The organism is Mucilaginibacter kameinonensis (assembly GCF_003675385.1).
GTDB lineage: Bacteria > Bacteroidota > Bacteroidia > Sphingobacteriales > Sphingobacteriaceae > Mucilaginibacter > Mucilaginibacter kameinonensis.
The window spans coordinates 575,267-597,846 of the sequence record NZ_RCWZ01000001.1; the positions used below are offsets into that span (position 1 = coordinate 575,267).

Annotated in this window: 21 protein-coding genes; 9 read left to right on the plus strand and 12 right to left on the minus strand. The window is 43.8% G+C overall.

Annotated features, from left to right (window positions below):
- Window positions 1-36 precede the first annotated feature (36 nt).
- Window positions 37-750 (plus strand): peptidylprolyl isomerase, encoded by a 714-nt coding sequence (locus EAH55_RS02575; protein ID WP_121808367.1) that lies wholly within the window; start codon window positions 37-39, stop codon window positions 748-750.
- Between the two features lie 198 nt (window positions 751-948).
- Entirely contained in the window at window positions 949-1,716 is a 768-nt protein-coding gene (locus tag EAH55_RS02580; RefSeq protein ID WP_121808368.1) for an exodeoxyribonuclease III, read from the plus strand.
- Window positions 1,717-1,815: 99 nt separating this feature from the next.
- Here the strand turns inward: EAH55_RS02580 and EAH55_RS02585 are convergent, their stop codons facing one another.
- Complete coding sequence (locus tag EAH55_RS02585) at window positions 1,816-2,826, minus strand: zinc-dependent alcohol dehydrogenase family protein (RefSeq protein WP_208644774.1); 1,011 nt, start codon at window positions 2,824-2,826, stop codon at window positions 1,816-1,818.
- 96 nt (window positions 2,827-2,922) lie between these two features.
- Here EAH55_RS02585 and EAH55_RS02590 point away from each other — a divergent pair, with 96 nt between their 5' ends.
- The 4 genes from EAH55_RS02590 to EAH55_RS02605 all read left to right on the plus strand — a co-directional run bounded on the left by EAH55_RS02590 (window position 2,923) and on the right by EAH55_RS02605 (window position 7,667).
- Window positions 2,923-3,780 (plus strand): AraC family transcriptional regulator, encoded by an 858-nt coding sequence (locus EAH55_RS02590; RefSeq protein ID WP_121808369.1) that lies wholly within the window; start codon window positions 2,923-2,925, stop codon window positions 3,778-3,780.
- Window positions 3,781-3,976: 196 nt separating this feature from the next.
- A complete protein-coding gene (locus tag EAH55_RS02595) occupies window positions 3,977-5,425 on the plus strand; it encodes a circularly permuted type 2 ATP-grasp protein (RefSeq protein ID WP_114939660.1) in 1,449 nt (482 codons plus the stop codon).
- A 243-nt stretch (window positions 5,426-5,668) separates the two neighbouring features.
- Window positions 5,669-6,604 (plus strand): alpha-E domain-containing protein, encoded by a 936-nt coding sequence (locus EAH55_RS02600; protein ID WP_112572818.1) that lies wholly within the window; start codon window positions 5,669-5,671, stop codon window positions 6,602-6,604.
- A gap of 94 nt (window positions 6,605-6,698) precedes the next feature.
- Window positions 6,699-7,667 carry a transglutaminase family protein gene (locus tag EAH55_RS02605; protein WP_121808370.1) on the plus strand — a complete coding sequence of 323 codons (969 nt, stop codon included), beginning with the start codon at window positions 6,699-6,701 and terminating at the stop codon, window positions 7,665-7,667.
- A 412-nt stretch (window positions 7,668-8,079) separates the two neighbouring features.
- On the opposite strand, the gene EAH55_RS02610 is transcribed toward EAH55_RS02605, so the two are convergent.
- From EAH55_RS02610 to EAH55_RS02640, 7 genes are all read right to left on the minus strand, one after another.
- The gene (locus EAH55_RS02610) at window positions 8,080-9,285 is read right to left on the minus strand and encodes a glycosyltransferase family 4 protein (protein WP_121808371.1); all 1,206 of its coding nucleotides are present in this window, start codon (window positions 9,283-9,285) and stop codon (window positions 8,080-8,082) included.
- A gap of 57 nt (window positions 9,286-9,342) precedes the next feature.
- Window positions 9,343-9,939, minus strand: a complete 597-nt coding sequence (locus EAH55_RS02615; protein WP_121808372.1) for a ribonuclease HII — start codon at window positions 9,937-9,939, stop codon at window positions 9,343-9,345.
- A gap of 138 nt (window positions 9,940-10,077) precedes the next feature.
- Entirely contained in the window at window positions 10,078-11,316 is a 1,239-nt protein-coding gene (locus EAH55_RS02620) for a PP2C family protein-serine/threonine phosphatase (protein ID WP_112572810.1), read from the minus strand.
- Window positions 11,317-11,356: 40 nt separating this feature from the next.
- Window positions 11,357-12,565 (minus strand): ABC transporter permease, encoded by a 1,209-nt coding sequence (locus EAH55_RS02625; protein ID WP_121808373.1) that lies wholly within the window; start codon window positions 12,563-12,565, stop codon window positions 11,357-11,359.
- Between the two features lie 172 nt (window positions 12,566-12,737).
- On the minus strand, window positions 12,738-13,868 hold the full coding sequence (locus EAH55_RS02630; RefSeq protein ID WP_244228082.1) for a glycosyltransferase: 1,131 nt from the start codon (window positions 13,866-13,868) through the stop codon (window positions 12,738-12,740).
- Window positions 13,852-14,826, minus strand: a complete 975-nt coding sequence (locus EAH55_RS02635) for a lysylphosphatidylglycerol synthase domain-containing protein (protein ID WP_121808374.1) — start codon at window positions 14,824-14,826, stop codon at window positions 13,852-13,854. The genes EAH55_RS02630 and EAH55_RS02635 overlap by 17 nt, the downstream gene beginning before the upstream one ends.
- Before the next feature lie 81 nt (window positions 14,827-14,907).
- Window positions 14,908-15,753, minus strand: coding sequence for a dienelactone hydrolase family protein (locus EAH55_RS02640; protein ID WP_121808375.1), 846 nt, complete (start codon window positions 15,751-15,753; stop codon window positions 14,908-14,910).
- Between the two features lie 215 nt (window positions 15,754-15,968).
- Here EAH55_RS02640 and EAH55_RS02645 point away from each other — a divergent pair, with 215 nt between their 5' ends.
- Window positions 15,969-17,177, plus strand: coding sequence for a GAF domain-containing sensor histidine kinase (locus EAH55_RS02645; RefSeq protein WP_121808376.1), 1,209 nt, complete (start codon window positions 15,969-15,971; stop codon window positions 17,175-17,177).
- A gap of 158 nt (window positions 17,178-17,335) precedes the next feature.
- Here the strand turns inward: EAH55_RS02645 and EAH55_RS02650 are convergent, their stop codons facing one another.
- The 4 genes from EAH55_RS02650 to EAH55_RS02665 form a co-directional block, all read right to left on the minus strand.
- Window positions 17,336-17,719 carry an RNA recognition motif domain-containing protein gene (locus tag EAH55_RS02650; RefSeq protein ID WP_112572798.1) on the minus strand — a complete coding sequence of 128 codons (384 nt, stop codon included), beginning with the start codon at window positions 17,717-17,719 and terminating at the stop codon, window positions 17,336-17,338.
- Between the two features lie 308 nt (window positions 17,720-18,027).
- Entirely contained in the window at window positions 18,028-18,480 is a 453-nt protein-coding gene (locus EAH55_RS02655; protein ID WP_121808377.1) for a 3-oxoacyl-ACP synthase, read from the minus strand.
- 262 nt (window positions 18,481-18,742) lie between these two features.
- Window positions 18,743-19,540, minus strand: a complete 798-nt coding sequence (locus EAH55_RS02660; protein ID WP_121808378.1) for an alpha/beta hydrolase — start codon at window positions 19,538-19,540, stop codon at window positions 18,743-18,745.
- A gap of 8 nt (window positions 19,541-19,548) precedes the next feature.
- A complete protein-coding gene (locus EAH55_RS02665) occupies window positions 19,549-20,667 on the minus strand; it encodes a Zn-dependent alcohol dehydrogenase (protein WP_121809010.1) in 1,119 nt (372 codons plus the stop codon).
- A 299-nt stretch (window positions 20,668-20,966) separates the two neighbouring features.
- On the opposite strand from EAH55_RS02665, the gene EAH55_RS02670 reads away from it, so the two are divergent.
- On the plus strand, window positions 20,967-21,488 hold the full coding sequence (locus EAH55_RS02670) for an alpha-amylase family glycosyl hydrolase (RefSeq protein WP_121808379.1): 522 nt from the start codon (window positions 20,967-20,969) through the stop codon (window positions 21,486-21,488).
- 59 nt (window positions 21,489-21,547) lie between these two features.
- A complete protein-coding gene (locus EAH55_RS02675) occupies window positions 21,548-22,531 on the plus strand; it encodes an alpha-amylase family glycosyl hydrolase (RefSeq protein WP_121808380.1) in 984 nt (327 codons plus the stop codon).
- Window positions 22,532-22,580: the final 49 nt, after the last annotated feature.

A 22,580-nucleotide genomic window follows, 5' to 3' on the forward strand; every position in this document is an offset into this window, starting at 1 on the left:
CGTAATCATCGAAATCAAAACAATCAACTGTCCGATATGAAGAAACTTTTTACTTTAAGCGTTCTGCTATTAACCCTTACGGCTGCCTTTGCCGGACCGCCTAAAAATCAGTATGTACGCATCCATACTACTTATGGCGATTGCATCCTTCGCCTGTATAATGAAACGCCTTTGCACCGGGATAATTTTATCAAGCTTACCAAAAAAGGGTTTTATAATGGTACGCTGTTTCACCGGGTGATCCAGAATTTCATGATCCAGGGTGGCGACCCGGATTCAAAAGATCCGATAAAAGCCAAACCGGGTGCCGAGCTGGGCAACGGTGATGTTGGTTATACCATTCCGGCCGAATTTCGTGACAGTATTTTTCATAAGCGCGGGGTGCTTGCCGCGGCGCGTGATGATAATCCTAAAAAAGAATCAAGCGGTTGTCAGTTTTATATTGTAGAGGGCAAGCGCTTCACCGATGGTAAGCTGGATACGCTGGAAAATACCCGGCTTAAAGGCCGTAAGATCCCAACCTGGCAACGGGAATGGTATAAATCAGTTGGCGGTTCTCCGCACCTTGATCAAAACTATACCGCTTTCGGCGAAGTAGTGTCGGGTATAGATATGGTAGACCGCATCGCCGCCGTTAAAAAAGACGGGAATGATCGCCCTAATACCGATGTACCCATGACGGTTGAGTTGCTGAGTAAAAAGGAATGTAAGCAGTTAGATAAAATTCTTTTTCCGAAAGCGAATCCATAAAAAATGTCATTTCGAACGAGGAACGAGAGAGAAATCTTATACGCCTCGCACAGCCAACATGTAAATTCGCTATGCATGCCGCTCGTATAAGATTTCTGTTTCTCCCTCCCTCTTCCTTCCCCAGCTCAGCCGAAATGACAATTTTGTCGTAGTTTCGTAATTCAAATTAAATCCGAAATCGAACATTCGAAATCTCACATGAAAATACTTACCTATAACGTAAACGGTATCCGTTCGGCAATAAATAAAGGTTGGCTGGCCTGGCTGCAGGCTACCGATGCTGATGTTGTTTGTTTGCAGGAAATTAAAGCGACACCCGATGTGCTGACCGATCTTGGTTTGGTTGACCAGATGGGCTATCAGCATTACTGGTTTCCGGCCGAAAAAAAGGGCTACAGTGGTACAGCCATTTTTACCAAAATTTTGCCTAACCATATTGAATATGGGTGTGGTATCCCTGATTTTGATCGTGAAGGGCGTTGTATTCGCGTAGATTTTGATGAGGTGTCTGTGATGAGCGTTTATTTCCCATCGGGATCAAGTGGCGATGAGCGGCAGGTTTTTAAATATCGTTTTTTGGATGAGTTTGGCAAATACCTTACCCTGCTCAAAGTGGAACATCCGAACCTGGTAGTTTGCGGGGATTATAACATTTGCCACCGCCCTATTGATATCCACAACCCAAAATCAAATGCCAATTCATCGGGCTTTTTACCGGAAGAACGCGAATGGATGGAGAATTTTATTGAAGGCGGCTTTATCGATACTTTCCGTCATGTAAATAAAGAACCTCATAATTATACCTGGTGGAGTTTCCGTGCGGGATCCCGTGGCAAAAACTTAGGCTGGCGTATTGATTACGCCATGGCCAGCACACCGCTTGAAGATAAGATCCGCCGCGCGGCAATATTGCCCGAAGCCAAACACTCTGACCACTGTCCGGTGTTACTTGAACTGGAATTTTAAAGCGCCAATTTATAAAATAAACAGGCGAGCCGGGGATGTATTATCTCCGGCTCGCTTGTTTAATCTAAGATCGATCCTCTTAAAGGTTCTTATCCAGCATTACTCAGCTACATCAATCACCAGTTTGCCATTTGCTTTGCCGTTTTCCAGTATATCGTGGGCCTGGCTGCCGGTTGCTAAAGTAAATTTGCGTTCATCAACCAGTGGTACAAGCTTGCCAGCTTCAGAAAGTTTGGTAGCTTCCTGCATAATCTCACCATGGTGTTTACGGCCCCGGCCTGTGATCATTGGCATTAAGGTAAACACGCCGGAATAAGTAGCCCCGCGGAATGATAGTGGCGCCAGCTTGTGTTCGCCCCATCCAAGACAGCTTACCACGTGGCCGGTATAATATTTAGCAGCAGTAAAGGAAGCATCTAAGGTTGCGCCGCCTAAAGTGTCATACACAATATCAAAGCCTTCGCCATTGGTATATTCGGTAACATATTGTTCAACTGTTTTTTCGCGGTAATCAATAAATGTAGCGCCAATGTTTTCTATATATTGTTGTTGAGCCGCGCTTCCGGTGGCATAAACATCTGCTCCAAAAGCTTTGGCTATTTGTACCGCAAGATGGCCAACACCCCCTGCCCCGCCGTGAACCAGTACTTTTTGACCTTCGTGCACTTTTGCCCTGTCAACCAGGCCTTCCCAGGCGGTTATGAAATTAAGGGGCATAGAAGCTGATTGACGCATGCTCAGGCTTGATGGCTTCACCGCAAGCAGATCGGCATCGAAAGCAGCGTACTGTGCGTAGGTGCCCTGCAGGCCGCCAATACCACCGGCAAGTCCGTATACTTCATCGCCAATTTTAAAACGGGTAACACCATCGCCAACAGCTTCAACAATGCCGGCAAAATCCATCCCTAAAATAGCAGGTAATGGTTGTTTGGCATGAGCGCCTTTGCCGGTGCGGATTTTATTATCGAGCACGCTTACGCCGCTGGCTATAATGCGTACCAGTATCTGGCCTGCAGCGGCTACCGGGCGTTCAACTTCCGTAAGGGTAAAAGGGGCATTAGCTTCCGGAGCTATCAGTGCTTGCATGATGGTTTTATTTTGAGTGTTCATTGTAGTATTTGTTTGGTTTTAATTACAATACAAAAGTATACCAGCCACAGGGTGAGTCTCTTGTACAAATCCTCGTAATAATTGTACATTTACACTATGGTTAAAGATAATTTATACCAGCCCTTTGAGATCGTGTTGCGCGAACCTCTCGAAGCTTGCCCCCGCAATGAACATTCACATAGCTTTTTTGAATTTATTTACATCGTTAGCGGGACAGGTAAGCAATGTATCAACAACAGCAAGTTTACCTATAAGGCAGGCCACCTGTTTTTACTTACTCCTAACGACTCCCACTATTTTGAAATTGCAACCCTTACACAGTTTCTGTTTATCCGGTTCAATATGGCTTATATTAAAGATTATAAGTTGCCCGCTAACGCGGTTAAGCACCTGGATTTTATTCTGAAAAATGCGGCGCAGGCACCAGGGTGTGTGTTGAAAAACCAGGAGGACAGCGCTGTTGTAAAACCTATTATGCAGGCCATCATTGGCGAACAGCAAAAAAGCGGGCTTTACAGTAAAGAGCTTTTGCAGCAATATATCAATACAGTTATTGTAATTGTTGCCCGTAATGTGGCCATGAGCATGCCCGATGAGGTAGATGAAAATACAGAAGAAAAAGTACTCGATATTCTGCAGTATATCCAGACCAATATCTACTCCCCCGAAAAGCTCAGGGTTGATGTTATTGCCGATAAAATGGGCGTTTCAGAAACCTACGCTGGCCGTTATTTCAAAAAGCATACTAACGAAACCCTGCAACAATACATTATTAAATACAAACTTAAATTGATTGAAAATCGCCTGCTGCATAGTAATATGCGCATGGTTGAAATAGCCAATGAGCTTGGGTTTAACGATGAAAGCCACCTGAACCGAATTTTTAAAAAGTACCGGCATGTTAACCCGTCTGATTTTAGGAAAGCGGGAGTTGAACAATCTTCGATTGTTTAGCTATTTCAATTCCTTTTTTTTATATATACTATCAACAAAAGCGCAAATTTTTATTTCGAAAATTATATAAAATTGAAAATTTGATTAAAATAAATTCAAAAATTTCAAAATAATTTGCTTTTTTATCAAAAACACTTCATAAATTACAATTCTTAAAGATAACTGATTGTCAATTTTTAAACTATTGTAATTTTTTATGGAAGAATCAGCTTATTTTGATAAATATAGCCCAATTAATAATGTTTGGGACGAAATGTATGGCCTTGATGCTAATGTTCGTGAGCATTATCGTAAAGTTATTGACTACATTTCAAAAGAATCGGCAGACGATCTGAATAAAAAGGAAGAACTTGCCAAACGACTTTTCATGAGCCAGGGCATTACCTTTACCGTTTACAACAGCGGCGAAGGCATTGAAAAGATCTTCCCTTTTGATATCATTCCCCGTATTATCACTGCCGATGAATGGGCCTTTGTTGAGCGTGGCATTAAGCAGCGCCTTAACGCGCTTAATCTGTTCCTGAAAGATATTTACCACAATCAGTTTATTGTAAAGGATGGCATAGTGCCTATCGATATCATTTACTCGTGCCCGCATTTTTTGCGTGAGATGTACCAGCTCCAGGTACCCTATGATATTTATGTGCACATTTCGGGTATCGACCTTATTCGTGATGAGGATGGTACTTTTTATGTGCTGGAAGATAACCTGCGTACCCCCTCGGGCGTAAGTTATATGCTCGAGAACAGGGAGATCACCAAACGGTTATTTCCTGATCTGCTGCCACAATGCAGCGTGCGCAGCGTTACCGAATACCCGTCGATACTATATAAAAACCTGCTGGCCTTATCGCCACGGCAAATTCATAACCCAACTATTGTTTTACTTACGCCGGGCATTTATAATTCGGCCTATTTTGAACATACCACGCTGGCCCGCTTAATGGGTGTTGAACTGGTAGAGGGGCGCGACCTGGTAGTGAATAATCATAAGGTGTACATGAAAACCACAACCGGCCTGCAGCAGGTTGATGTGATATACCGCCGGGTGGATGATGAGTTTCTTGATCCACTGGTGTTTAACCCGGAAAGTATGCTGGGCGTAGCGGGTTTGATGGGGGCTTATCGTAAAGGTAATGTGGCCATTGTAAACGCGACAGGTACAGGTGTTGCTGATGACAAGGCGGTTTATGCCTATGTGCCCGATATGATCCGCTATTACCTGAACGAAGAACCCATTCTCAAAAATGTGCCAACCCACCAGTTAGGCAACCCCGATGAGCGCGAAATGGTGTTTAAAAACCTCAATAATATGGTGGTTAAAAAAACCAACGGCAGCGGAGGCTACGGGATGTTGATGGGGCACGCTGCAAGTGAGCAGGAGATAGATGATTACAAAAAAGAGATCCTTAAAGATCCCCGTAACTTCATAGCGCAGCCAACAATCAGTCTTTCGGCAGCGCCATGTTACATGCAGGGCGAGTTAAAGCCGCGCCGGGTTGATTTAAGACCTTACGCGCTTTATGGTCCTGATGGTATTGAAATTGTACCGGGTGGTTTAACCCGCGTGGCCTTAAAGGAAGGTTCGCTGGTGGTTAACAGTTCGCAAGGGGGCGGTAGTAAAGATACGTGGGTATTAGCCTGAGGTGAAAGAGGAAGGAATTGCGAATAAAATCCCCTCTTGAGAGGGGGCGCGAAGGACTGCGCGGTAGCAGGGGTGTGTTTCTGGGATTAGTTTATTACAAGCATAAACACACCCCTACACCCTTCTCAAGAGGGGAATCGCACAAGTCCGCGTTTTTTGAATAAAGTACAAAAGTATAATTAACAAGGCCGGCGATTTTACCGCCGGCATAATCATTCCCCCTTTAGGGGGTTAGGGGGCATTATGTTAAGCAGGGTTGCAGCAAGTTTTTATTGGTTAAGCCGTTACATTGAGCGCAGCGATGGTATGCTGCGGATGCTCAAAATTAATTATGCCTCATCGCAGGATACCGTGCAGGAATTTACCTGGGAGCCAGTAATGAGGATTTTTGCAGGTTTGGATGCCGTTGAGGCCGAAAAGTTGGAAAATGACAGCCGGTCGGTTTTAAAGTATATGGTTACGGGGAAGAGCAACCCCAATTCCATACTCAACATTATTACGCTTGCGCGCGAAAATGCCCGGGGTGTACAGGAGCATATCACCAAAGACCTTTGGCAATGCCTTAATGAATATTATCACACCGTAAAAGATGTGCGTTTGGAACGTGCCCTGCACCGGGAAGATCCGATAGGCGTACTCGATGTGTTAATAAAACAGGTGATGCTTTATTACGGCACAGTTGAAATAACCATGGAGCGCGGCGAGGGCCGTGCCTTTATGAATATTGGTAAATATTTGGAGCGGGCCATCCAGTCGGTTGATATTTTGGATACCAAATTCAGTTCGATAAGTGATAACCCCGATTTGCTTACAGATACAACCTACTGGAAACACCTGTTGCTTTCCCTTGGCGGCTATGAGTTGTATTTAAAGACCTACCGCGAAGGCTTTGAGGCCGAAAACGTACTGGAGCAAGTTGTGTTGAATAACGATTTTCCGCGGTCGGTTATCTATTCGGTAAACAATATCCAGCGTTATTTCGACAGGTTAAAAAACGACAGTAATGCAGATGATTACCGGGAGATGTCGTTCCAGATAGGCAGGCTGCAAAGCCGTATTAAATACAGTTCGGTAAAAAGCATTAAACAGGAAGGTTTGCACCTGTTTCTTACCCAGATCAGGAGCGAGCTATACGGTGTGGGTAATTCATTGAATCAGCACTATTTTGCTAATTCATAAAAACGATTTGAAAATGTGTCGATTTGAAAATTTGAAGATGTTCACTCAACGTCATTTTCAAATCTTCAAATCAATAAATTAACCAATTAAAAAGATGCCTGAATTTAAGATCCAACACATCACCAAATACACTTATGCGGGCCCTGTTCGTGACAGCGCTAACCAGATCATTCTTTTCCCCATAAAAGATGAATACCAGGAGGTGGTAAAACAAGAGCTGACCATAACCGGTAACCCTGTGGTTGATACCCATATTGATTATTATGGCAATGAGGTTGGCAGTTTTACTTATAGCGATCAGCACAACATGCTGGTGATTAATTCAAAACTGGTTGTTGTTACGCGTCAGCGTCCATTGCCGGTGAACGATATTTTTCCGGAGCAGCAGTGGGAGGCCCTAAAGCGCCTGCAATACATGGTGCCTTACATTGATTTTTTAAAACAGGAATATTTTGAAGGCCTGCCCGAGTTGCAGGAAATAGTTGAGCAGGAACGACGAAAAGACGAAACGCCTTTTCAGGTCGCGCTACGTTTTTGTAGTTGGGTGTACAATAATTTTGAATACATCAAAGGAGTAACCACAGTTGAAACCACGCTTGATGAGGTTTGGAAACTTAAAGCCGGTGTTTGCCAGGACTTTGCCCATATTTTGATGGTAATGCTTCGCCAGCTTAGAATCCCGTCGAGGTATGTAAGTGGCTATATCTGTACCCATAGCAGTGCCATGCGCGGTGAAGGTGCTACTCACGCCTGGGCCGAGGTTTACGTACCCGACTACGGCTGGCTCGGCATCGACCCAACAAATAACTGCATTGCTAATGAAACCCATGTGCGTTTAGCTGTAGGCCGCAATTTTTCCGATTGCTCGCCGGTTAAAGGTGTTTACAAAGGCGCATACGGCCATAAGCTTGAAGTATCAGTTGTGGTAGATGATGCAGATACCATTGTTTTTGAAGATAAAACCCATGAAGCGCCGGCTATGCACGCCGTAACCGAGTTTCCTAAAAACAGCTATCAACGATATATGGAGATCATTCAGCAGCAACAACAACAGCAGCAGTAGTTTTCAGTTGGCAGTGGCAGTTTTCAGTTGGCAGGATGTCTTTCTGCCGTTGTTGGTGTTGTCACCAACAACTCTGCGCTATACAGTGTATTGGCAAATAGGAATGTCGTTCTTATAAGAATAAAGGGTACAAAAAGTTGCTGGTGACAACACCAACAACTGCGGAACAGTAACAACAGTAGCAGTTTTCAGTTGGCAATTTGCAGAAAAAAATATGTCATTGCGAGCGCAGCGTGGCAATCTCGTAGCCAATGCATGTCCGATTTGTATAGCTACGAGATTGCTTCGTCGTTCCTCCTCGCAATGACATGGCTTTTTTAACCAGCATTTTCAACCGATACTCATCTTTCGAGTATTTATGGATATAACAGCATAGTCACCTAATCCCAACTCAAGAAATCCTTAAATCAGGCTAATCCAGGTTCACGCTCTGATAAAAAGCAACCAGCTTGGGGGCTACAACATGCACGTCGTGTTGTTCTTCAATCAGGCGACGGGCGTTGAGCCCTATGTTGCGACAAAATTCCTCGTCGGTAATGCAGCGCTCAATAGCATCATAAAACTCTTGCCGGTTGTTGGCAATAAGAATATTGGCGCCGTTGGTGAAGTTTATGCCTTCGGCACCTAATGAGGTGGAGATGATACATTTTTCCATGGCCATGCCCTCCACTATCTTAACCCGCATACCTCCGCTCGAGAGCAGTGGCACTACCATGATGGCCTTGCTGTTTACAAACTCCGAAGCGTCATCAACCTCGCCCTGGATAAAAATTTTACCCATTACCTCGTAGTCGTCAAAACTATCGGGAATGTTATGGCCGGCAACATAAAACTTTACGCGCAGGTCGCCATCGGTAAGGTCTTTATAAAAGCTCTCGATAAACCACTCGATCCCTTCCCTGTTCGGCATCCAATCCAATGAGCCAAGAAAAAACAAGCTCGGAAATTCTGTTTTGTTATAGTTGGGCTTGTAATCGGGCAGGGAAATACCAACAGGAAAAATTTCAACCGGGATAGTGGCGCCGTATGACAACAGCGTTTTTTTATCCTCGTTAGTAAATACCGCTATAGCATCAAATTTATTGAGTTGTTGCAATTCGTAGTCCTTTACCTTGCGGGCCAGCAAATGCAGGTACCATTTCTTAAACAGGTCGCTTTTTTGCTGGGCGAGGCGCATCCATACCTGGTGTTCAATATTGTGCGACCGGTAAATCAACCTGGCTTTGGCATGCTTACGGACAGCGGCCAAATACGGGGTTACAAACAGGCCCTCAAACTGGATAACATCGTATGCGGTTTGGCGTAATTCGCGCAGCAGCAGTTTTTCAAATTCGGCATCGTAATAACGGTCGACATCGTTTGATTTTTTGCTGAACAGGTTGCCTATGGCATCAAGTACAGATACGTTGATGTTGATATCGTAGGATGTGTATTGGATTTTTTGTAGCAGTTCATCTTCGGTGGTTTGAACGCTGCCGTGATATTTTTTGCCGTTTAAAGCTACCAGCGCAACTTCGTGCCCAAGTGCAATCAGCCCTTTAATGGTATTGCAAACCACAATGGCATAGCCGCCATTTTGCGGAAATGGTACACGATGTGTTAAAATTAGGATCTTCAAACGGTGGATTGGGTTTTTAACAAAAATACCATCCTAACGGTGGTATTCAAAACTTCATTAAAAAATACTTAACTGCGGATCGGTTACCCTGAAAGTACGGCGGTGATATGGTGTGAAACCAATTTTCAATACCGTTTCGCGATGCTTTGTTGTTGGATAGCCTTTATTGGTATGCCATTCATACTCCGGATGTTCAGCCGCTATTTGCATCATATAATCATCCCGGTAGGTTTTAGCCAATATGGATGCAGCCGCTATGCTGAAATATTTTCCGTCGCCTTTGATGATGCACTCGTGCGGAATACTCCGGTATTTTTTAAAGCGGTTACCGTCTATGATCAAAAACTGTGGTTCGAGGTGTAGTTTTTCAATGGCACGATGCATAGCCAGGAAAGAGGCATTGAGGATGTTGATCTCATCTATCTCCAGGTTATCAACAGAGGCTACAGCAAAAGCTACAGCTTTCTCCTCAATTTCGGCACGAAGCTGGTACCTCACCTCTTCGGTAAGCTGTTTGGAATCGTTTAGCAGGTGATGGTCAAAATCGGGCGGCAAAATAACAGCCGCGGCAAATACCGGCCCGGCAAGGCACCCTCGTCCTGCTTCGTCGCATCCTGCTTCCAAAAATTCGTACTGGTACCTGGCTGATAACATCCTGCAAATATAATAAGTGTAATAAACGGGTTGGTGAAGTAATTAGTATTATCCGGTTTTCAACAGTAGAGGACTGTAAGGCCTAAACGGCATTGTTTTTTGTAGAGACGCATCACTTGCATCTTGTCCCGCCGGGCGTTAAAAAATCTTAAGGGTAAGCAATGTAATATCGTCGATGGGTTTGCTTTTATGCACATTGCTCAGGTAATCCATTAAAGCTTGGTTGAAATTATCGGGCGATAGTTCGCCATGGGCCAGCACAAAATCAAGCAGCTTGTCCTCATTCCATATTTTGGAACTTGGCGATTCAAAATCCATGAGCCCGTCGGTATAGTTAAAGATCAGGCTGCCGGGTTCAATATCAACCTCGCCCTCGTTTAAAAAAGGCAGATCTTCAAAAACACCAATCATCGTAGTGCCCAGCTTAAGGGGGATGGCCCCTCCTTCTGAATATAATATGGTTGGATTATGCCCCGCGTTGATATAGTTAAGCCTGCGGGTTTTTTGATTATAACGCGCCAGGAACAGGGTAATAAACCGCTCGCCTTTGGTGTTGTTGAGCACTATCTTGTTTAACCGGTCAACAATATTAGTCAAATCACCATCAACGGCAGCCCATGCGTGCAGGCTGGCCTGGAAATTGGCCATCAGTAATGCCGCCGAAATTCCCTTGCCCGATACATCCGCGATGCACCATAAAAACTCATGCTCATTAAGACGGATGAAATCAAAGTAATCGCCGCCAATATTTTGGTGCGGAAGGTATTTGGCGCCGATCTCCACGCTATCGTCCTTATGTTCCCGCATCGGGATCAGCATGTTCTGTACCTCTACCGCAAGCTCCATTTCACGTTGAAAACGTTCGGATTGTAAGCGCTCGCGGAAAAGCTTTTTGTTTTCAAGTGCCACAATGATCACATTCATCAGTGTTTGGATGAAGTTAAGATCATTGTTAAGCATCTCGCCCGAGGTATTGAAATCGCCTATGAGGGCATAGGCCAGCGCTTTACTTTTATGATATACCGGGATGAAATAGTTGTACTTTTTAAGAATGGGATCGTGATGGCCGGATATGGCAGTTGGTGCTTTAACCTTACTTAGTTTTTTGCAGGCACGGGCCAGCACTACCGACGACTCAATATCACCGCCATATTTGGCTATGCAGGCAAATTTATTATCCTTCTCAATCAAAAAACGGAGCTTGCCTACCTGCAAATAGTTTTGCAGAATAACCTCCAGCATTTGAATGAGGATAGGAGTAGCGGTGTTTTTGTTTATCGCCCGCGTAATTTCCAATAAAGAATTTAATTCCGACTGCCGTTTGAGCAAAAGCCTGATCAATTCGTCTTCGCCGGAACCGTCGTCTATATTCAGCATATTGATATAAGTCCGCTGACTAAAATAGAAGAAATAATTTTTAAATACGAGTACTTTGTGATTTTATATCAAAGGCGTCGCGCAGGCCAACGGTAACCAGGTTAAAAGCATAAACCAGCAGCATAATGGCAACTCCCGGAATTATAGCTAAAAAGGCCGAATCCATAACAATATAACCGTAATGTTCCTTGATCATGCCGCCCCAGGTTGGCGTAGGTGGTTGTGCGCCAAAGCCTAAAAAGCTAAGCCCCGCCTCCAGGAGTATGGCCGATGCGAAGTTTGATGACGCCAGTACCAGTATTGGCCCGGTGATATTGGGTAAAATATGCCTGGCTATAATGCGCTTGTTGCTAAAGCCCAGGGCCCTTGCTGCTTCAATGTACTCTACCTGCTTAAGGCCCATCACCTGTCCGCGTACCAGCCGCGCAACCTCAACCCACATGGATAGGCCAACAGCTATAAATATTTGCCAAAGCCCTTTGCCTAATGCAAATGATATAGCAATTACCAACAACAGCGCCGGTAGCGCCCACAAAATATTCATGAGCCAGCTTAACGATGCATCAACCCAGCCACCGAAGTAACCCGCAACAGCCCCAACGGTTACCCCCAGCAACATGCTGATGATAACCGACATTAAACCTACGGCAAGCGAAATCCGGGTACCTAAGAGCAGGCGGCTCAGCATATCCCGGCCATAGCCATCTGTACCAAGCCAAAAGGTTTTAGAGCCGATGTTCTGGTCTTTGATCCGGGCATCATATTTTTGATAAACAGCAGCAGAGGCGAGCACAGTTGTCGCCTGCCCATTATCATTGAAGGTGACATTACCGTTTTTATAAACGGGCTTTTGTCCGGATAATACCTCAAAAATATTATATGACTTTTTTTCGGGCTTATCTTCATCGCCGATGTAGCCGTTTACATAAATGGAATCTTTAACAAAATGATAGCCGGTTATGGGTACCTCTTTATAGAAAGATGGCTGCCCGTACAACATCTTAGCGAACACATTTGCGGTATCAACAGGCTCCGCTTTACGGAGTTTCAGCATCATATAAGCTGATCCGGGCTTTTTTATACTGAGCTGAATGATCATGTTATTGGCCAGCGGGGTATCGTCGGGCATAATGAGATAGCCCAGTATGGCAACCAGTAAAGTAAGCAGGATGAATGCCAGTCCGGCTATAGCAATTTTATTGCGCTTAAAAACACGCCAGGTGCGTTTTGCTGGTGTAATTTCGGCCAATGTGTTAATAGTTCATGTGTATTGGCTAAATATCGCTTAATTAGGTGCAATTAGCAATAAGGTGCGGTTTCTTTACATTTATATAGCTGAAAGCTTAAAGCGCAAGGCCTAAAGCTTAAGAAGGTGCTACTTTGGGCTTTTAGCTTTTAGCGTTCCGCTTTCGGCCTTAAGCTTATCTAACCACACGGCCTTTCCAGGCGTATTTTTTGTTTTTTCCTAAAAAGCCAATGATCACGAAATAAAGCACATTAAGTGGCAAAACGAAGCTTACATACAATAACAGTTCGCGCCGTTTTAAAAAGTTCATGATGGGCGTCATGTAAAATAGGTCTATCGCGTATTTAATGCCAATGGTAAGCAAAAACAGTTTCAGGAAACAGATATTAAAAATCCCCAGCACAGCTGTAAACAGCAACATGAAATTGCACAGCCAAATGCTAAGCGCAAAGGCCACCATTTTTTTGTTTTTGTACTTGGTTGATTTTGATGCCCAACGACGCCTTTGCTGCATAAACTCTTTTAAGTTTGGTTTAGCATGGGTGTATACAATCGCTTCGCGACGCTTTAAAAAGCCTATCCTGCCTGGGTAGCGCTCCCCTACTTTATGCAATAAAAGTTCGTCATCGCCCGAGGCCAGGTCGTCAATACCGGTAAAGCCTCCAACTTCATAAAATACATCTTTACGGTAGGCAAAATTTGCGCCGTTGCAGGTGGCCGCAAAGCCATGCCCTAAAAATGAACCTCCCATACATATGAGCGACGAAAAATCAAGCGTTTGCATCCGCTCAAATACCGATTGCTCCTGGAAGTAAGTTACCGGCGATGAGATCATCACCAAATCGTTTTGCTCATAAAAGCCAACTATGTTGCGTAACCACTGTTTGCCCATACGACAATCGGCATCGGTTGCCACCATCAAATCACCTGTTGAAAGTTTTATGGCTTCGGCTATGGCTTTTTTCTTGTAGGAGTTGAGAGTTTCGCCAAGGCTAAGCTTCAGCAGTTTTACTCCCTGCGGCGCATAGCTGCTTATAATGGCGGCAGTATTATCTGTCGAGTGATCATCAACAATAATGATCTCGACAAGGTGTTTGGGATAATCCTGGGCTAAAATATCTTCAATGGTGAGGCTGATCTTTTCTTCCTCGTTACGCGCCGCGACAAGCACCGTTACTTTAGTGTTAACAGAATCGGCAACAATGGGCGGCATAGTGACCTTTGCCCAGCCTATCCGCAGATAAATCAGCAATACCACATAAAGCCCTATAGAAAACAACGAAATAATACTAATCAGCGCGGTCAAAGAATTTCAGTTTTAAAACGAATAACGATCCTAAAATAGCAGGAATAAATAAATTAATAAGCCATATTGATGATACCCCGGCTATTACGGCGATATTTTGATCTGTCACATAAACAAACAAATGCGAGGCGGTAAAGCCACGAACACCAATATCAAAAAGATCAAGCGATGGTATAGCCGATGACACCAGGAAAAACAATGTCAGCATCATCATCATGGGGCCAATATTCATGTTAGGTACCAGCATCTGGAATACCAGGAAATACTGGAACGAAAACGTGAGGTAACGGGCTATGCTGAACCCCATTATCGTTATGAGCTCATGGGTATGGTACCGCCCCATTACTTCAAAAAAACGATGGTACTTTTTGATGAAAGGAACCCTGTCGAGCAAGGTTACGGCCCAATTAATATTAAAGTAAAAAATAAGCTGAACGGCCACAATTATGGCGCAAACGGCAGTTACACTCCATGCCAATACTAAATTGGTATGAAGGTAGGTGGCCACAAACCAGGCCATAGCTATTACCCCCAAAACATTGGTTACCGAACCCTGGCTAAATGAGCCTACGCCCATGGCAAAAATTCCCGGCACGCGTTTGCGGGGAGGTAAAAACATAACCCGGCCACCATATTCGCCCAGGCGGTTAGGTGTGGTTACCGCCCATGTAAGTCCGCAAAAAACGGCTTCAACAGCTTCCCACAACGAAATATTAATAAGCGTTTTGGTTACATAACGCCACTTCAGCGCTTCTAAAAACCAGTTCAAAAACATCAATAAAACTACCAGTCCCATCACGATAACAACGTGGGTAGTACTTATTTGCGATGCAAAATGTTCAAACTGCTTTAGGTCGTTATTTTTTTTGTTGAATTGCCGGTAAATAAACCAGCCCGCAATTATTAATATACCAGCCTTAAGAAGATAAGAAACAACCTTTTTAGTAGAACCTGTCAAGTAGATAAATTTTATGCAATGTTACAAAAAAATGGGGCAAGGATTAACTTGCCCCATACAACACTACACGGTTAGTTTTGTTTACTTCAATCGTGCTTTTAAAAACGTTAATGTATTGGCATAAGCATCCTTTGTAGCCTCGCTATTGTAAATAGGATTGCTTGGATTAGCAAAGCCATGGTCGGCATCGTACTGGTGCAGGTAAACTTTTTTACCGGCGGCTTTCATGTCAGCCTCAAACTTAGCTACTACTTTTGGATTGATCCATTGATCTTTATTGGCGAAGTTGCCCAATACATCGGTGTTTAAGGTTTTTAATTTATTTATGTCCTGCTCGGGCATGCCATAGTACATTACGCAGGCTACAGCCTTTTTACCTGCAAGGAGGCTGGTTTGCAGGCTCCAGCCGCCGCCAAAGCACCAGCCAATAGTCGCAATATGTGCACCAGTACCGGCATAGGCAATAGCTCCGTTTACGATGGCGCGTGCCCTGTCGTCATTTACGGCCTGCATAAATTTACCGGCATCTTCGCGGGTGGTGGCTACTTTGCCGTCGTACAAATCAAGGTCGATGATATTTACGTTGCCCAGGTCGTTATATAATTTTTCCGATTCCTTTTTTACATAGTCATTAAGGCCCCACCACTCGTGTATAACCAGTAAATAATTGTTGGTGGGCTTTTTGGCTTTCATAAAAAAGGCCGAAGCTTGTTTGCCATCTGACGTTTTGTAAGTGATGGTCTCCCCAATGCTGCTTTGAAAGCGGAAAGGCATAGGGTTTTTGTGCGACATTTTAAACTGAGGGTTTGAGGCCAGCATGGCAAACTGTTGTGTTGCCGATGGATTGCTGCAGCAAACTACTTTGCGTTGAGCAAAAGTTATGGCAGCTAAACCAATAAATAATGTTAACAGAAATAGTTTTTTCATGGGTAAAAGTTTAATGTTAGTTAAAGCCTGGGGTTTGTTTTAAAACAAATACGGCTGTATCGCGGTTTTAGTTGTCAACGGCACTGCAATTAGCCAGCATAAATTTATGATAATGTAATCTACAATTATCTAAAATTAATGCATACCTGTTTATTATTCATGGAACCTTATGAATTAAAAACACGTATATAATAATAACCAATATATTATATAATATGCCTGTCCCGCCAATTCCCGATAATGAAATGGAAAGGCTTTTTAGCCTGTCGGAATTTGATCTCGATTATGCCGAACATAAAGACAGTTTTAAGGATTTGGCCAAGCTGGCCGCCAAGGTTGCCGGCACCGAAATTTCGTTAGTAAACCTGATTGACTCCTATACTCAATGGAGTATCAGCGGCCATGGGCTTGAGATTGAACAAATGCCCCGTGAAGACTCGGTTTGCCAGTATACCATCATCAACGGCGAATATTTTGAGGTGGAAGACCTGCAAAGGGATGAGCGCTTCAAGAATAAGTTTTATGTTACGGATGAGCCGAAACTGAGGTATTATTACGGAATTCCGTTAAAAACGAGCGATGATCACAATATCGGCGCTTTATGCGTGCTCGATAAAAACGTTAAGGAACTCTCCCCCGAAAAGGTTGAGCTTTTAAAGATCATTGCCGATGAAATAGTGAACCGCTTGAAAGACCTGAAAGTAATAGGCAAGTTAAAAAATAAGCTTTCTGAAGCTAATGAAGCACAAAAGAAGGTTGCCCATGATATCCGCGGGCCGTTAAGCGGCATTATCGGTCTGGCCCAGCTGATCAGCGAACAGGGTGAGGCAAACCAGATAGAAGAGGTTTTGGAGTTTATTAACCTGATCCATAAAAGCGGGCGATCAATACTGGAGCTTGCAGATGAGATTTTAAGTGCCGATAAAAAAGATCACAAACCCATATCCAACGGATCCGATTTCAATCTGCTTGTTTTTAAGGATAAGATTGAGCGGTTGTTTATTCCGCAGGCCCGCAACAAAAACATTTTGCTTACAGTTAAAACTTCGTCCGAATCGGAACAAATTCCCATTGCCCGTAATAAACTGCTGCAAATAGCCGGCAACCTAATCTCAAATGCCATAAAATTTACCCCTGCCGGTGGTACTGTTGATGTTGACCTGAGCCTTGAGGTAAACGATCATATCAGCATATTGCAGATCCTGGTTAAAGACAATGGGGTTGGCATCGATGAAAAAGGTATCGAAAAAATATTGAAAGGCAATGCCGCTTCAACAACGGGAACAACCGGCGAAGCAGGCTTTGGCTTTGGACTGGCTTTGGTAAAACACCTTATCGAAACGCTTAAAGGATCGCTAAATATTTACTCAAAGCACGGCCAGGGAGCCGTATTTGAAGTAAGGCTGCCACAAAAAATACAATAATAAAAATCTAACTAAATGGAAATTTCAGGACATAGAGATTTGCGTAAGGCAAAATATCCTTAAATAAATTGTTTTCCGGAAAGGTAGATTTACAGTGCATTATCTAAATTAAAATACCGGATCAAAGGAACCCGGTATTTTAATTTAGGTTATATTTTTTACCAGCTTTTGCCGCCGCCGCCACGATTGTCTCTTGAATAGCCGCCGCCACCGCCGCCGCGGTTGCCACCACCATAACCGCCACCACCACGGTTACCACCGCCGTAGCCGCCACCGCTGCTTCTGCGATCGCCGCCTGGTTTTTTCTCTTCTGCCTGGCTTACTGCAATTGACCTTCCTTTAACTTCAGAACCGTTTAGGCCGCTTATAGCTTGTTGTGCTGCCTCATCATCTGCCATTTCAATGAATCCGAACCCTTTGCTTCTTCCTGATTCCCTGTCAATAATAATTTTTACTGAGTTAACTTCACCATAAGCTTCGAAAAGCTGTTTTAAATCGGCTTCCCCTAAAGAAAAAGGAAGACTTCCTACGAATATGTTCATTAATATTTAGTTTTTAATGGGCCTGCTTGTTAATTACCCACGTTTTGTTAACATCAAATATAGTAATAGATATTTGATGATTACTGCATGTTTATGTGAATGAGTGCTTTTATTTTAAAAAAAATTATTTTTTTTCGGGTTTTGAGCGCATAATTAGCGATAGGCAACCCATTAGTACAAAGGGATATGCAATTTGTTTTAAAAACAAGGCGTTTTTGTAAAATAAATATGGAAAACACGTGCAACCATATTTTTTTAATATTAACGTAACAAAAAAATTATTTTTCGGACATAACAGACGGCAAAAATTAAGCAACAGACGCTATTTTATAAGGCTTTCCGTTCACCGTAAACTCATCCCCTGCTTTTTTACCGTTAAGCATATTGCCTATCGGTGATGCCGGTGATACCGCGAAATAGGTTTTGCCTTCGTATACTAAACTACCCGCGCTTATGGCCAGGTAAAAATTGCCGTTGTTGGTAATTATCACACTGCCAGGTTCAGCAACTGTTGATACGCCGGTAACCGGTATCCTGTTTAAGGCTACCAACAGCTTGTTTGCTTCATTAAGCTGGGCCATATTACGGTTGGTTTCCTGTTGCATCATTTCGCGCCCGGTTTCGTATTTATCGCCGGCGCTGCTTTTGGTATCATCGGTTGATGCCTTTTGCGCGTCGGCTATCGCAAGCTCTGCCGCCTCCATAATTTTGCGTACATGATTAACACATAGTTGATGTAATTCTTTCTTCAGATCGCCCATTTTCAATATCAAACAAAAAACTAAAATAGAAGAAAAGATCAATACATATGGACAGAGAAATTGACTGGAAAAAATAAAAGCCCCCTTGCACTCGCTGCTTGGGGGCTTTAAACCTAAACCTTATCACTATTTGCAGGTGTTAACCTACAAAGTAGGTAAACGTTACTAATAGTGATAATGGTATGTTCGACTAATCAAATCTGACAAAATAATGATATTCGCATATTATGATACAACTGTTAGTTTATATTAAAGGCCTCACTTACAGCTTGCCCGCAAAAAATTTAAGGGTTGATACAATATGCTTTGCCCAGTACAACCACTCATGCCCGCCTGTGTTTTCTTCATAAATATGCTCTATCTTTTCCTTGGTTAGCTTTTTATGGAGGTCGCGGTTGTAATTGATGAGCAGGTCATTGGTTCCGCAATCAAACCTCACGGGAGGTAGCTGATCCCTGTACTTTTTAAATGTTGCAAATACGTCTTCGTCGGCTATGATATCCTGCGCGTAGGTTTTCAATGGCTCTCCGGCAAAAAGTTTGATCTGTGGCAGGCTTGTTATAGATGAAAGGCCCGAAATAGCTTTAAACTTATACCCGTATTTTGCACCTATCCTTAAAGCGCCAAAGCCCCCCATAGATAGGCCTGCAATAAACAATGGCGAATTTGGTGTTGCGCCGGGAATGTTTTCCATTATTGCTGTAGGCACATCATCGGCAATCCATTGCTCAAAATTGAAGCCGCTGTGCGGTAAGTATCCAGAGCCATCGCCCCAAAGCCCGTCTGATGGCATGGCGAGGATCATTTTTGGCAGTTCGCCTTTTTTAATGAGTTCGTTGGTGGTTAAATGAACCCCGGCGCTCATGGCCCAGCTCCATGCACTCCCGTACACGCCATGCAATAATATCACAATGGGCAGAACTTCATTTTTATTGTTCCCTGGCGGAACGTATACGCAAATATCTCCCCTGCCCTTCAGGTTTGGGGTTTTTACAGTTATAAACCGTAGATGATTGCTTTCATATTGCGGGTTGGAAATTTCTGTGGTTTTAAATGGCATGAGCTTGTTCAGTCGAACACGATAACACCTTTGGCGTTCCTGCCTTTCAGCATGTCGTCAAAAGCCTTATCAAGTTCGTTAATAGGGTATGTACGTGTAATCATTTCTTCAAGTAATAAGTGCCCGCTGGTATAGTGTTGTACTATATCCGGAAAATCAATTTGCGGGCGGCATTTGCCATAAAGCGGATTGATATAAATTTTATCCCACTCAAAAAGGCGCATATCAATAGTAATGTCCTGTTCAATGCCGCTTACCTGCACGGCAGTGCCCGCGTTGCGAACCATAGCTAATGGTGCCGCTCCTAACTCGGGGATGGCGGTACATTCAAAAGCATAATCGGCACCGCGGCCATCAGTAAGTTTTTTTACTTCCTGCGCTGCATTAAGCAGGCCGGTATCATCTTTTGAGGCCAGAACAGTGTGCGTGGCGCCAAATTTAACAGCCATTTCAAGCCGTGTTGGGTTAATATCAACGGCGATGATCTTTCCTGCGCCTGCAACCTTTGCGCCTTGTATCACATTAAGGCCCACGCCGCCGGTGCCCAAGACTACGGCTGATGAGCCTTTTTTTAGTTTGGCGGCGTTTATAACAGAGCCATACCCCGTCATTACCCCACAGCTGATAATACTTGCCGCCGGGAACGACATACTTTCGGAAGTGTTTTTTACCACCGCCGATTCTTTTACCAGTGTATACTCTGCAATAGTGCCAATGTTGAATGACCTTAAAATAGGTTCGCCGTTTAATGTTGTGCCTTCAAGTTCGGCATGGCCCGGAGTGTAGCCGTTGCCGCCGGCTGCAACCGGCGAGGCTACTTCACACAAATGCTGATTACCTTCCAGGCACTGAAAGCATTTGCCGCAATGCATAGCCCAGTTCAGGATCACCTTATCGCCGGCCGATACACTGCTGACATTTTTCCCGACAGAAACCACAATGCCGGCACCTTCATGGCCTATAATAAGCTGTTTCCCCCAATTCAGGGAGTCGTGATCGGTATGGCAAAGCCCTGCCGCTTTTATCTTAACCAGCACTTCATCGTCTTTGGGCTCGTTCACCACAATATCCTGTATCGAAAACCCGCCTTTGCCATTGGCAATAGCAGCCTTGCACGTTATAGCCATAATCGTGATATATATTGAGGTTGTTTCATTGGCCCCGCTTAACAATATAGGTGTCATTAAAGCAGCATACTGGCGTGGCCGAAATATGCTTAACTTTTAAAACAAAAATATACTAACACTTGGTTTTAAAACTTTAGCAAATTGTCCAAAAAGTGGCTTATTTTATCCCTGACTTTGTTTTTGGGTAATTTTGCCACTTGTTTGACACAGCGGGGGATAAAATATGCCACTTTTTCTCACTTATAGTAATTGTTAATTATCAGGGCTTTACGTTACTTTAAAAACCGATTGTAACTTTTATGAAACTAAACAGGCAATTTATCCTCAGCAGTTTGTTGTTTGGGTTAATTTTCACCACAATTAACGCAAGGCCTAAGGCGGCAGCCAACGACGAAATCATTTATCATATATTTCAGCGGAGTTTTTATGACAGCAATGGCGATTATCATGGCGACCTGAATGGCATCCGGCAAAAACTTGATTATTTGCAGGATCTTGGGGTAACATCTATCCTGTTAACCCCGCTTTATGAATCGGCATTTTATCATAATTATTTCGCCGCTGATTTTGAAAAGATCGATCCAAAGTACGGTACTCTTACCGATTATCTTAAGCTGATTAAAGAACTGCACCGCCGTGGAATGAAGTTTTATATGGACATGGAAACCCAGTATGTGACTGAAGATTCCCGATGGTGGAAGGAAGCTTTCGGCAATCCAAAATCACCGTATAGCGACTATATTTTATGGGATGATAAGGACAACCAAAAGCCGTTGACCATAGTGTATAACCTCACGGGATTGAAAGATATGATGGCGTAACACGCAAAATAACTACGGCTAATCTCAATAGCGAGGCATCAAAGGCGTATAATCTTAAATTGTTCAGCTACTGGATTGATCCTAATGGCGACGGCAAATTTGATGATGGTGTAGATGGTTTCCGGCTTGATCATATGATGGACGATCTGGATAATAAAGGCCGCCTCCCGCATTTATTTGATACTTTTTGGAACCCAATGTTAACCAAACTAAGGGCCATCAACCCTAAAATAAAGATAGTTGCCGAGCAAGCCAATTGGTTTAGCCTGGGTAACGAATACCTGGAACATGGCGGCGTTGACCGGGTGTTTGGGCTGAGGTTGTGCTTCGCTATCCGGTCGTTTGATAAAAAGCTGCTTTTAACCAATGCCGATTCAACGCTGGCTATGCTGCCGCCTGGCAAACAGCAAGTGGTTTTTATCGAAAATCATGACGTTCCCCGCTTTAGCTATGCCGTGAAGGGAGATTTGGCAAAGATGAAGGTGGGCTGCGCTTTTAACCTGCTGATGGGCGGCATCCCGGCCATTTACTATGGGCAGGAATTGGGCATGACGGGTACTCCGGCAAATTTTGGCGCTACCGATGCCAATGAAATTCCCGACAGGCAAGCCTTCGAATGGTATAAAAGTGATACCGGCAGGGGCATGGCGCTATGGTATAAGCAAACAGGCCCCTGGAAAGATCAGTTCAATGGCGATAAACCTAACGATGGTATCTCCTTAGAGGAAGAAAAGCAGGATCCTAACTCATTGTGGCGTTACTACAAAAAGATGATCGCTATCCGCAAAGCAAACCCTGCCTTTGTTGAGGGTAGCTATAAAACAATCGGTAATGATAACGATCATGTTTTTACTTTTATGAGAAGGGACGCCAGGCAAACTATACTGGTGGCGATAAACTTGTCGGATAAAGAAGCGGTGGGCAACATTGATGCCGGTGGGAATCCGGTTAGTGTTATTGGTGATGTTAAGCCGGCGCTGAAGGATGGAAAGCTGGCGGTTACTTTGCCCGCGTTTGGCGTTGCGGCCTGGGCGTTGAAGTAAAAACCATAAAAAACGTCATTGCGAGGAACGAAGCAATCCCCGATAAGCA

Bases quoted from the DNA above. Each gene is read 5' to 3' on its own strand.
- EAH55_RS02595 (WP_114939660.1), top strand. From the start codon at position 3,977: ATGGAAGAATCAGCTTATTTTGATAAATATAGCCCAATTAATAATGTT.
- EAH55_RS02645 (WP_121808376.1), top strand. From the start codon at position 15,969: ATGCCTGTCCCGCCAATTCCCGATAATGAAATGGAAAGGCTTTTTAGC.
- EAH55_RS02590 (WP_121808369.1), top strand. From the start codon at position 2,923: ATGGTTAAAGATAATTTATACCAGCCCTTTGAGATCGTGTTGCGCGAA.
- EAH55_RS02665 (WP_121809010.1), bottom strand. From the start codon at position 20,667: ATGGCTATAACGTGCAAGGCTGCTATTGCCAATGGCAAAGGCGGGTTT.
- EAH55_RS02655 (WP_121808377.1), bottom strand. From the start codon at position 18,480: ATGGGCGATCTGAAGAAAGAATTACATCAACTATGTGTTAATCATGTA.
- EAH55_RS02600 (WP_112572818.1), top strand. From the start codon at position 5,669: ATGTTAAGCAGGGTTGCAGCAAGTTTTTATTGGTTAAGCCGTTACATT.
- EAH55_RS02620 (WP_112572810.1), bottom strand. From the start codon at position 11,316: ATGCTGAATATAGACGACGGTTCCGGCGAAGACGAATTGATCAGGCTT.
- EAH55_RS02575 (WP_121808367.1), top strand. From the start codon at position 37: ATGAAGAAACTTTTTACTTTAAGCGTTCTGCTATTAACCCTTACGGCT.
- EAH55_RS02650 (WP_112572798.1), bottom strand. From the start codon at position 17,719: ATGAACATATTCGTAGGAAGTCTTCCTTTTTCTTTAGGGGAAGCCGAT.
- EAH55_RS02580 (WP_121808368.1), top strand. From the start codon at position 949: ATGAAAATACTTACCTATAACGTAAACGGTATCCGTTCGGCAATAAAT.
- EAH55_RS02605 (WP_121808370.1), top strand. From the start codon at position 6,699: ATGCCTGAATTTAAGATCCAACACATCACCAAATACACTTATGCGGGC.
- EAH55_RS02670 (WP_121808379.1), top strand. From the start codon at position 20,967: ATGAAACTAAACAGGCAATTTATCCTCAGCAGTTTGTTGTTTGGGTTA.
- EAH55_RS02615 (WP_121808372.1), bottom strand. From the start codon at position 9,939: ATGTTATCAGCCAGGTACCAGTACGAATTTTTGGAAGCAGGATGCGAC.
- EAH55_RS02585 (WP_208644774.1), bottom strand. From the start codon at position 2,826: ATGAACACTCAAAATAAAACCATCATGCAAGCACTGATAGCTCCGGAA.
- EAH55_RS02660 (WP_121808378.1), bottom strand. From the start codon at position 19,540: ATGCCATTTAAAACCACAGAAATTTCCAACCCGCAATATGAAAGCAAT.
- EAH55_RS02640 (WP_121808375.1), bottom strand. From the start codon at position 15,753: ATGAAAAAACTATTTCTGTTAACATTATTTATTGGTTTAGCTGCCATA.